Genomic DNA, 9337 nt, shown 5'->3' with positions numbered 1-9337 from the left:
GAGGATGCGGGAGCTTCTGTTGCACGGGGGAAGCCAGAGGATGCGGGAGCTTTTTATTCCATGGGGGAGACCAGAGGATGCGGGAGCTTTTTGTTCCATGGGGGAGACCAAAGGATGCGGGAGCTTTTTTTGCTTATGGGATGCGAGGGGGATCGACAATGTACCGCATAGCAGAGCAAACTGCTGTAAGTCAATCTAATCACATGAAAAGGTTATTGATTACAGGTGTTAGTGGATTTTTGGGTTGGCATACTTGCCAGTTGTCAAAACGAGAATGGAATGTCTATGGAACTTGCCTTTCTAAATCTGTCAATAGTCCAGATATAAACATACGAAAAATTGATTTAACCCATTTTCAGGAAGTTAAGCAGATTTTCCAAACTATTAAACCCGACGCGGTTATTCATACAGCTGCTCAATCTAGCCCCAATTTTTGCCAAATGCACCCCCAGGAAACGGAAGTAATAAATGTTATAGCATCTGGTAATATCGCGGGACTTTGTGCGGATTATGGTATTCCTTGTGTATTTACATCTACTGACTTGGTATTCAATGGTTTAAATCCACCCTATCGGGAAACTGATCCGGTTTCGCCAATTAGTTATTATGGAGAGCAAAAAGTTAGGGCTGAGACTCTGATGTTAACTCGCTATCCTCAGACAGCCATTTGTAGAATGCCGTTAATGTTTGGTCAGGCGACACCAACGGCGAACAGCTTTATTCAGCCATTTATTGAAACGTTACAAGCAGGAAACGAGTTAAAGCTATTTATTGATGAATTTCGCACACCTGTGAGTGGAACTACCGCCGCTAAAGGGTTATTGTTAGCCCTCGATAATATTCAAGGCTACCTGCATCTGGGAGGAAAAGAGCGGATATCACGTTATGAATTTGGGTGTCTGCTGGTTGATGTGTTACGATTACCCAAAGCTGGATTAAAATCTTGTCGCCAAGCTGATGTAAAAATGGCAGCGCCACGACCTCCAGATGTTTCCTTGGATAGTTCCAAAGCATTTGCGTTAGGATATAATCCTTTACCCTTGCAAGAAGAATTAGAGGCATTACGGGGGAGCCTTATCTGATATGCCCATACCATATACTGTAAGGACGCCAAGCTGACATCTGTGTCAACTTCTCAACAATCTCCAATACCTTGAGACAGACCCCTCCCTAACCCTCCCCTTGCCAAGGGGAGGGAACTCAACTGGCTTTAGTTTCGCCCTTATTCGTTGACTTTATTCTTCTTTCTTGAGTGTTCTTGCTTGAGTACGACTCCAAAGCCTAATGCGACGGTAGAACCCAAGAGTGTGAGAGGTTCAGGAACACGGGCAACTGCAGTAGCTTTGTAGGAGACAGAGTCAGTTAAATTTCCATTTGTCAAAGTGGCTGGTCCGCTTACCATACCACCAATTTCCTGGGGAAGTGGCAGTATGTCAAACAGAGTGAGACTCTCAGAAGAAGTGCTGAACAGAATATTGGTTTGGGAGCCATCAGTGACAAATTCCCCTTGATTAAATTGGATATTCCCCAACTTTAGAGAAACTGATTCAATTGCATCCATTGAATCGTTCGTGGTGAAGGAACCTGCCGCTGCGTTTATTGTTGTTGAACCACCCAATATTCCTGATTCAACTTCTATGCCCTGAATTTGTAGATCAAATTTTATTAAAGCGGCTGTAGCCGGGGATACATTGACCATCGTTACGGTAGCGGCAGTGGTAGCAACCGTTAAGGCAGACAGCCACGGTGAGTAGCTAAATTTCATAAATTGGAAACCCTGTAGGAAGTGAAACAACTGTGACAATTAAATAACTAAATAAAGGAATCTTTCCTCTATCTGTAGGAGTATTTATAATACTATACTCATTTGTATTTGTAAAGTCAATTTCATCTATTATTCTTAATATAAATATAAGTAATAATTTCAATATCACATTGGTTTTGTATTGTAAGTTACATTTAATATCTATAACTAGAACTAGCAATTATATGCCAGAAACAGGACGTATGATTAGGATCTTTAACTCGATTAACTAACAAAATTCATGTATAGGTATTTATTCAGTGAGAGGATAGGGTCATAATTTCTACAGGTATTCGGAAGATGATTTTGGCGAAGTGAGATAAGCCAAACTTAAATTTAAGCGATCGCGGCAACTCTTGCCAGGAAACTGGCACAAAGCCAAAGCGCCTGTAGAACTGGGCTAGGCGCGTCCCTAAGCATTCCAGATAGAGGGGGTGGCTGGCTTGGTGAATCAGATGCTGCGTCAGCAACGTTCCCAAACCGCGATCGCGCCACTCTGGGGCGACAACCAAACTGCCCAACTCTTGGGCGTCAGCAAACTGGCGTAACTGTCCACATGCTACCACCTTTCCCTGACATTCAATCACCCAGAATTGCTGCCATCGTAACTGAGTCGGATCAAGTTTTGCCCCCAGTACCAATCGGAAAATCGCGCCCCGATCCCCAGAAGAGGCGCGTCGGAGGGTACAGTTGGCGGGTAGAGACGGCTGACTTGTATGCATGTAGGATGATTTAAGGTGCGATCGCTGATTTTAATGGTTCGAGAGTACCCGAAACCTGATACATTTACCGAGTATCGGCTCTTCAATTTTATGGATTGACTATGAAAGTCTTGGTTATTGGTGGCGATGGTTATTGTGGGTGGGCAACCGCCCTGCATCTATCCAAAAAAGGATACGACGTCGGGATTATGGATAACCTGGTGCGCCGTCACTGGGATATGAAACTGGGTGTAGAAACCCTGACGCCAATTGCACCGATTCAACACCGTATCCAGCGTTGGCAGGATCTGACGGGTAAATCCATTGACTTGTTCGTGGGTGATATTACCGACTACGATTTCCTGATTAAATCCCTGCATCAGTTTGAACCGGAGGCAATTGTTCACTTTGGCGAACAACGGTCTGCACCATTCTCGATGATTGACCGCGAACATGCGGTACTGACTCAGGTGAATAATGTCGTAGGGACATTAAATATTCTCTACGCCATGCGACAAGACTTCCCCGATTGCCATTTGGTCAAACTGGGGACGATGGGTGAATACGGAACGCCGAATATCGATATCGAAGAAGGCTATATCACCATCGAACATAATGGGCGCAAAGATACCTTACCCTATCCCAAACAGCCTGGTAGCTTCTACCACCTGAGCAAAGTCCACGATAGCCATAATATCCACTTTGCTTGTAAGATTTGGGGACTAAGGGCAACGGATCTGAATCAGGGCGTTGTTTATGGTGTCTTAACCGAAGAAACGGGTATGGATGAGATGCTGATTAACCGCCTCGACTACGATGGCGTTTTCGGTACTGCCTTAAACCGATTCTGTATCCAGGCGGCGGTGGGTCATCCCTTAACGGTATACGGTAAAGGGGGACAAACCCGGGGCTTCTTAGATATTCGGGATACGGTGCGTTGTGTCGAACTCGCGATCGCGAATCCGGCTGATCCGGGTCAATTCCGTGTATTTAACCAGTTCACGGAAATGTTCAGCGTGGGCGACTTAGCCGTGATGGTGAAAAATGCTGGAACCCATTTAGATATCGATGTGGACATTCAGCACTTGGATAACCCACGAGTTGAGTTAGAACAGCATTATTTCTACGCCAAAAACACTTGCCTGTTAAGTTTAGGACTCCAACCCCATTACCTCTCTGATTCACTGATCGATTCCTTACTTAACTTTGCCAGCAAGTACAAGCACCGTGTAGATGAAAAACAAATCTTACCCAAGGTGTCTTGGCGGCGATAACGCTCTAAATTATCGGTTCAGGATTCAGGACGACGGTAGGGAAGAAATAAAAGTTAAACCGGAAAAAATAGGGGTTACGGTGGTTTATATTCCCGTTTTTTCAACCCAACTCGGTCTAGAAGAGTCCAGAATAATCACTGAACCGATGCTCTCGGTAAGAGGAACTAGAAAATCTCGGTTTCCTCTTACCCCATCCCATGTTTCGATGGAATAGCTAGAGTTTCATAGCTTGTCATGATGATGATAAAATCTGCAATTCTTCTTGTGTTTGTCGTCTTACCCGGTTTCGCTGCATCGGTTCTCAGTGCCTATTATCTTTTCCCAGAATGGGTAGCATTAGAGCGTCACCAAAGATATTATCAACAGTTGTCTCAATCTCCATCTTCGACAATGCGGGATTTATCCATTGCCCAAGCCGCAGAAAATAGACATCGAATTAACTGTTTTGCTGAAGGTGTGGGCGTTTTACTAGGGGGAATTATCGCCGCCATTGGTATTCATGGACTCTGTACCTTACCGCCCAAAAACGCTGAAGATCCTTAGTTGTTCTAACTGTCGCCATCAAGGTGAGAATGAATGGTACTAAAATTTTGGCTGGTGGGTTTCGACTTCGCTCAACCCACCCTACGGTATATAAGGATTTCGGCGATCCAAAAAGGTTGATTTTAGTGCCATTGAGGTTAGGACAGATATAATGGCTGAGACCCTATACCAGTAACAACCCTCCTACCTTCTGCCTCCTGCCTCCTACCGTTTGCAATACCACTCCGCACACAGTCACACGATTATGCGAATTGCCTTATTCACTGAAACCTTTTTGCCTAAAGTTGATGGGATTGTTACTCGACTGCGGCACACGGTTGATCATTTACAACGCAATGGTGACCAGGTTCTGGTAATCTGCCCAGATGGGGGACTCACAGAACACAAAGGTGCCAAAATTTATGGCGTTTCGGCTTTTCCATTACCTTTATATCCCGAACTCAAACTGGCATTACCTCGACCCGCGATTGGCATAGCGTTAGCCGAATTTAAGCCGGATGTAATTCATGTGGTGAACCCGGCGGTATTAGGGTTAGGGGGACTCTATTATGCTAAAGCGATGCAAATTCCTTTAATCGCGTCCTATCATACTCATTTACCCCAGTATCTTCAGCATTATGGGTTAGGGATGTTAGAACCGGTGATGTGGGAATTAATTAAAGCAAATCACAACCAAGCCCAGCTTAATTTATGTACCTCGACGGCGATGGTTGAGGAATTGAGAGGGCGGGGGATTCAACACTTGGATTTGTGGCAACGGGGGGTGGATACAGAGACATTTCGTCCCAGTTTAGCGTCTGAGGACATGCGATCGCACTTGTCTCAAGGACACCCGGAAAGTCCCTTGCTGCTTTATGTGGGGCGGTTGTCGGCGGAAAAGGAGATTGACCGGATTAAACCTGTTCTGGAATCGATTCCCGGTGCGCGTTTGGCATTAGTGGGAGATGGACCCCATCGCAGCGCCCTAGAAAAACATTTTGCCGGAACCCCTACCCATTTTGTCGGGTATCTGACAGGTGAAGCCTTAGGTTCTGCCTTTGCGTCGGCGGATGCGTTTATTTTCCCCTCCCGTACTGAAACCTTGGGATTAGTTTTACTTGAAGCGATGGCGGCGGGGTGTCCCGTTGTGGCGGCGCGTTCTGGGGGAATTCCAGATATCGTCACCGATGGGGTGAACGGCTACCTGTTTGATCCCAGGGATGAACAAGGCGCGATCGCAGCAACTCAACGTCTGTTCCAGGAACAAACTGAACGGGAAATCTTACGCCAAAACGCTAGGGCGGAAGCGGAACGCTGGAGTTGGTCAGCCGCTACCCGACAGTTACAACAATATTATCAGGGCGTGGTGTTGTCGCGATCGCTCTTACCTGCGGCTTAATTTAGGATATTGATTAGGGCATGATATTGATTAGGACACGATATTGATTAGGACACGATATTGATTAGGGCACGATATTATCGTGCCCCTACCGCATCAATATCAATGATCCCTAAACTGTTGTAGGGGCGACCCGCTTGCATTAATTAACAATTCCATTCCATTCAAGTTGATCGGGTCGCCCTTTCCTCGGCGTTAAGCCATCACGCATTTAAATTAGGAATGGCTAGCGAGCAAGATGCAAAGCCTGCGGCATGGCTTCGCTAAAGCCTGCGGCATGGCTTCGCTAAACACACTACAAGGATTGCGTAACAGGTGATACTTCAACCTTAGAAGATCGCAGCGTCCTAGACAAATTACGGGGCGGCGCTTAATCCGGAGGAGCTTGTAGAGACGTAGCATGCTACGTCTGGGAGCAGGTGAGATTGTAGCTGATCAATGTAGGTAGGGGCGCAAAGCTTGCGCCCTGACTGACGTTGACCCATGAAACCTATTCGCTCAAGCGATCGCCTTCTACAATGAAAGCATCAGACCAAATTTGAGGAGAAAGTCATGGCAGCAGAGCGAGAATTTGATGATGCTCTACATGAAGCTGGCGTAGAGGCAGCTAAGGTACTGAAAGAGTTTCTCAAGAAGCCACCGGAAGGAAGCGCTGAAAACGACGCTAACATGGTCAAAGTAAAAGTTGCGCTTCAGGTACTAGCGATCGCTAATGATCTACCTACTCCCCCATTTTTTATCGACCAGAGCAATTAATCTTAAAATAGCGGGAAATTAGAATGGATAGACGTTCTGTCGGAATGTCTCTACTTTTTTCCCGCCACACTTCGTAGATGTGAAGATAGCGGCGGGAATGTAAAATCTAGCTTCAGCGACTTTTGCGGTAAGGAATGTCAGAATTGCTTAGGTTTTGTTGAATTGGTTCGTAGTAACGGCAAGACTGACAAGGACCCTCTGGATTAACAGCACAACGCACAAGTTCAGAATTCGCATTATATTCACAACTCGCATCGCCAAGCACCCAGCGCCCATCGACCAAACTTTTCTCCGTCGGGCGCGGAGCCGATTGGACGTACAGGGCAATTTTGTGCAAGCGGTAACGCCCAGATTTTAGAAGATAGCGATGGCGACGCTCTAAGACAGCGTAGGTTTGACCGTTATAGTCAAGATAATTACCCGGTTGGGGAGTCCAATTTAATCGGATATTACCCAGACTCTGACGCGATTGCGTCAGGATTAGCTCTGCGGGAAGAGAATCTGGCTCCATAGTGATAGGTGTGATGATGACTACACTTGGATGGTATCGCAATCAACCCAATCTCTTTGTCATTAGTCATTTGTCATACTCGCTTTCCTTGAGAAGCAAGCTACATCATTTGCTCCCCTACACCTGTGTACCTCTGCTTATATGGGGTGTGGGGTCTGACCCATATCCCTCAAATGGTTAGGATGGTTCATATTGGATAAAAGTGTTGATTCAATCCAACGATGAAAATTTCAGTGAGACTTATACCTGGTGCGCTATCTGATTTATTCGCTCAAGCTAGCAGTTCTGGTAAAATTACGCTCGCTGACCGATACGGATTAATGGCAGCATTGCTAGAAGAATCACTAACTGATGAAGAAAGAGACTCCCTAGAACGATTACTCCGCGCATTTCGCCGAGGGCGGATGAAGGTGGTCGATGAGATTTCTGCACTAGGATAGTAGAGATGTGCCATGGCACGTTTGTCATAAGCATACCCTCGAAGGTTGTGAAGGTGAAGGGTCGATTCTACGGTTTCCCTTTAGCCACTATATTAAGAGTCGATAACGGATCAACAAAACCCGCCCTTATTCATCGCGATCGCTCCCTGACGCCTCAATGACTAGATGCTTCTGCTAGTGTGGGATGCGATGCTAATTGACTTTCGTTGATTGACACTCCCTCGCCAGAGCCGAATATTTTTAGTGGTTATCCTCTGGGCGATCGCTTGTTTGTTGTCGATTCATTTACATCTTTTAATTATAAATTTATTTAAAATATAATTAAGAAAGCTTATAAATTTATTTAGTCCAGCACTTCGTCGTCAACTTTACAAAGGGGTTGCGTCACAATGAACTCGGTGAAGTAGTACCAGAAGAGTATGAAAAGCTGCTTAAAGCGATAGAGAGTGGTAAATCAGAAGCATTTAAGAATGTTTCTACGTAAAATAGAAGCATAAAAACTCTACCATGAATATCTTATTGACTCTGATTGTACAGTTGGCAATTGGAAGCGCGATCGCGTATTTAAGCAAGCCTTTTAGCAGCGCCCTAATCGCTGGCATCATTGGTGCAGTTGCAGGTATCTTTTTTAGTTTCATATTCAACATTGGATTACCTCAACCTGAACTCACTAACTTATTAACTAGCGCGGGTACTGCTAGCTTTTATGCTGCTTTATCTGCCTTCTTAGCAGGTGTGAGATATGAGAAAGATAGTCGGCGGAAAAGAGAAGTCAATCAAGCCAACTCGGAACCTGAAAGGACTTTTCGGCGATAATGATGTTTACAGTTTCGGGAATGAGAGTGTTGCGATCGCATGAGCAAAATCTTGAATATAGCTTACTACTTAGGCAATTAGAGAGCGATCGCAGAAGTTAGATTTATTTACCTGATCAGGTTAAGATTGCAGGACGCTCGCGCCCCCAAGTTCGCCGCGAAATTCTTAACGCTCAACCCATTCCGGCTGCAATTCTTCAAAAATGGTGATAAAATCTCCTTCACCCATCTTTAACCCCCTCAAAATCATCGGAAATTCAATGGTTCTCTATCGAGAGATAGATGAAAAATTGGAATGGGTGATGCTAGCATTTTGAACAACTCATATCATAATACGGCTGAATCAAGCAACTTTTTTAGCTGAGATTACTAGCCGTTAATCAGCTTGAGCAGAATAATCTGAATAGCTGAAACATCTATCTATATATAGTAGAGCTAATGCCAGTCTATTAAATAGCAGCCGCCTGAGTCGAGTGGGCAATATCGATCTAGCTTTTGTAAATAGCACTCTTGATATTGATATAACTATTTAGTCAGGACACTCCTAAAGAACTCAGCATAGCATTTGGTATGCCAAGTTTTAACCAGTCCTTACAGGCAGCCTAAAAGCTGAATATTTAGATATTAAAGGAATAAAGATGACTCTACACAAGGGAAAATTACAAAATCAGTATACAACGGTGAATGGTTTATCCATGTTCGCCCGCGTGTTTGCAGAGGATTTACCAGAAGATGCGCCTGTGGTGATTTTGGTGCATGGGTTGGTCTTAGCCAGTCGCTACATGATTCCCACCGCGGAGTTATTGGCATCTAAATATCGCGTGTACGTGCCGGACTTTCCTGGATATGGGGACAGTGACAAACCCGACGAAGCACTGGAGTTACCCCAATTAGCCGATGTTTTATGTCAATGGATGGATGCAGTCGGCATTAAACAAGCTATTATGCTGGGTAATTCCTTCGGATGCCAAATTATTGCCGAATTTGCGATCCGCCATAGCGATCGCCTTTTCGCCGCAATTCTGCAAGCCCCTACCATCGACCCCCGCGCCCGCAATTTACCAGAACAGTTGTGGCGTTTTGCTCTCAATGCACCCTATGAAAAGGCTTCTCAA

At 45.2% G+C, this 9337-nt stretch carries 11 protein-coding genes; 8 read left to right on the top strand and 3 right to left on the bottom strand.

All coding sequences use genetic code 11. The features are described 5' to 3' along the window. Positions 1 to 203 precede the first annotated feature (203 nt). Positions 204 to 1082 (top strand): SDR family oxidoreductase, encoded by an 879-nt coding sequence (locus ACLFWI_RS20375; protein ID WP_446414423.1) that lies wholly within the window; start codon positions 204 to 206, stop codon positions 1080 to 1082. 140 nt (positions 1083 to 1222) lie between these two features. Here the strand turns inward: ACLFWI_RS20375 and ACLFWI_RS20370 are convergent, their stop codons facing one another. After that, on the bottom strand, positions 1223 to 1765 hold the full coding sequence (locus ACLFWI_RS20370; protein WP_446414422.1) for a PEP-CTERM sorting domain-containing protein: 543 nt from the start codon (positions 1763 to 1765) through the stop codon (positions 1223 to 1225). Between the two features lie 296 nt (positions 1766 to 2061). Next, the gene (locus ACLFWI_RS20365) at positions 2062 to 2526 is read right to left on the bottom strand and encodes a GNAT family N-acetyltransferase (protein WP_446408228.1); all 465 of its coding nucleotides are present in this window, start codon (positions 2524 to 2526) and stop codon (positions 2062 to 2064) included. 101 nt (positions 2527 to 2627) lie between these two features. Between ACLFWI_RS20365 and ACLFWI_RS20360 the strand changes: the two genes are divergently transcribed. The 4 genes from ACLFWI_RS20360 to ACLFWI_RS20345 all read left to right on the top strand — a co-directional run bounded on the left by ACLFWI_RS20360 (position 2628) and on the right by ACLFWI_RS20345 (position 6456). After that, positions 2628 to 3779, top strand: coding sequence for a UDP-sulfoquinovose synthase (locus ACLFWI_RS20360; RefSeq protein WP_446408229.1), 1152 nt, complete (start codon positions 2628 to 2630; stop codon positions 3777 to 3779). Positions 3780 to 4013: 234 nt separating this feature from the next. Continuing rightward, on the top strand, positions 4014 to 4322 hold the full coding sequence (locus tag ACLFWI_RS20355; protein WP_446408230.1) for a hypothetical protein: 309 nt from the start codon (positions 4014 to 4016) through the stop codon (positions 4320 to 4322). Positions 4323 to 4566: 244 nt separating this feature from the next. Then, positions 4567 to 5700: a glycosyltransferase family 4 protein gene (locus ACLFWI_RS20350; protein ID WP_446408231.1), complete on the top strand. Its 1134-nt coding sequence runs from the start codon at positions 4567 to 4569 to the stop codon at positions 5698 to 5700. 552 nt (positions 5701 to 6252) lie between these two features. Continuing rightward, on the top strand, positions 6253 to 6456 hold the full coding sequence (locus ACLFWI_RS20345) for a hypothetical protein (RefSeq protein WP_446408232.1): 204 nt from the start codon (positions 6253 to 6255) through the stop codon (positions 6454 to 6456). Between the two features lie 112 nt (positions 6457 to 6568). Here ACLFWI_RS20345 and ACLFWI_RS20340 read toward each other — a convergent pair whose 3' ends face one another. Then, positions 6569 to 6967, bottom strand: a complete 399-nt coding sequence (locus ACLFWI_RS20340; RefSeq protein ID WP_446408233.1) for a DUF6464 family protein — start codon at positions 6965 to 6967, stop codon at positions 6569 to 6571. 221 nt (positions 6968 to 7188) lie between these two features. Here ACLFWI_RS20340 and ACLFWI_RS20335 point away from each other — a divergent pair, with 221 nt between their 5' ends. The 3 genes from ACLFWI_RS20335 to ACLFWI_RS20325 form a co-directional block, all read left to right on the top strand. Then, complete coding sequence (locus tag ACLFWI_RS20335) at positions 7189 to 7407, top strand: hypothetical protein (RefSeq protein WP_446408234.1); 219 nt, start codon at positions 7189 to 7191, stop codon at positions 7405 to 7407. A 507-nt stretch (positions 7408 to 7914) separates the two neighbouring features. Further along, a complete protein-coding gene (locus tag ACLFWI_RS20330) occupies positions 7915 to 8223 on the top strand; it encodes a hypothetical protein (protein ID WP_446408235.1) in 309 nt (102 codons plus the stop codon). 637 nt (positions 8224 to 8860) lie between these two features. After that, the coding region (locus tag ACLFWI_RS20325) for an alpha/beta fold hydrolase (protein WP_446414421.1) at positions 8861 to 9337 on the top strand (477 nt) is incomplete at its 3' end.

The sequence above is a fragment of the Coleofasciculus sp. genome, assembly GCF_046539235.1.
Lineage (GTDB): Bacteria > Cyanobacteriota > Cyanobacteriia > Cyanobacteriales > Coleofasciculaceae > Coleofasciculus.
Note: the sequence above shows the minus strand (reverse complement) of the source record. Positions and strands in the feature narration are given on the sequence as shown.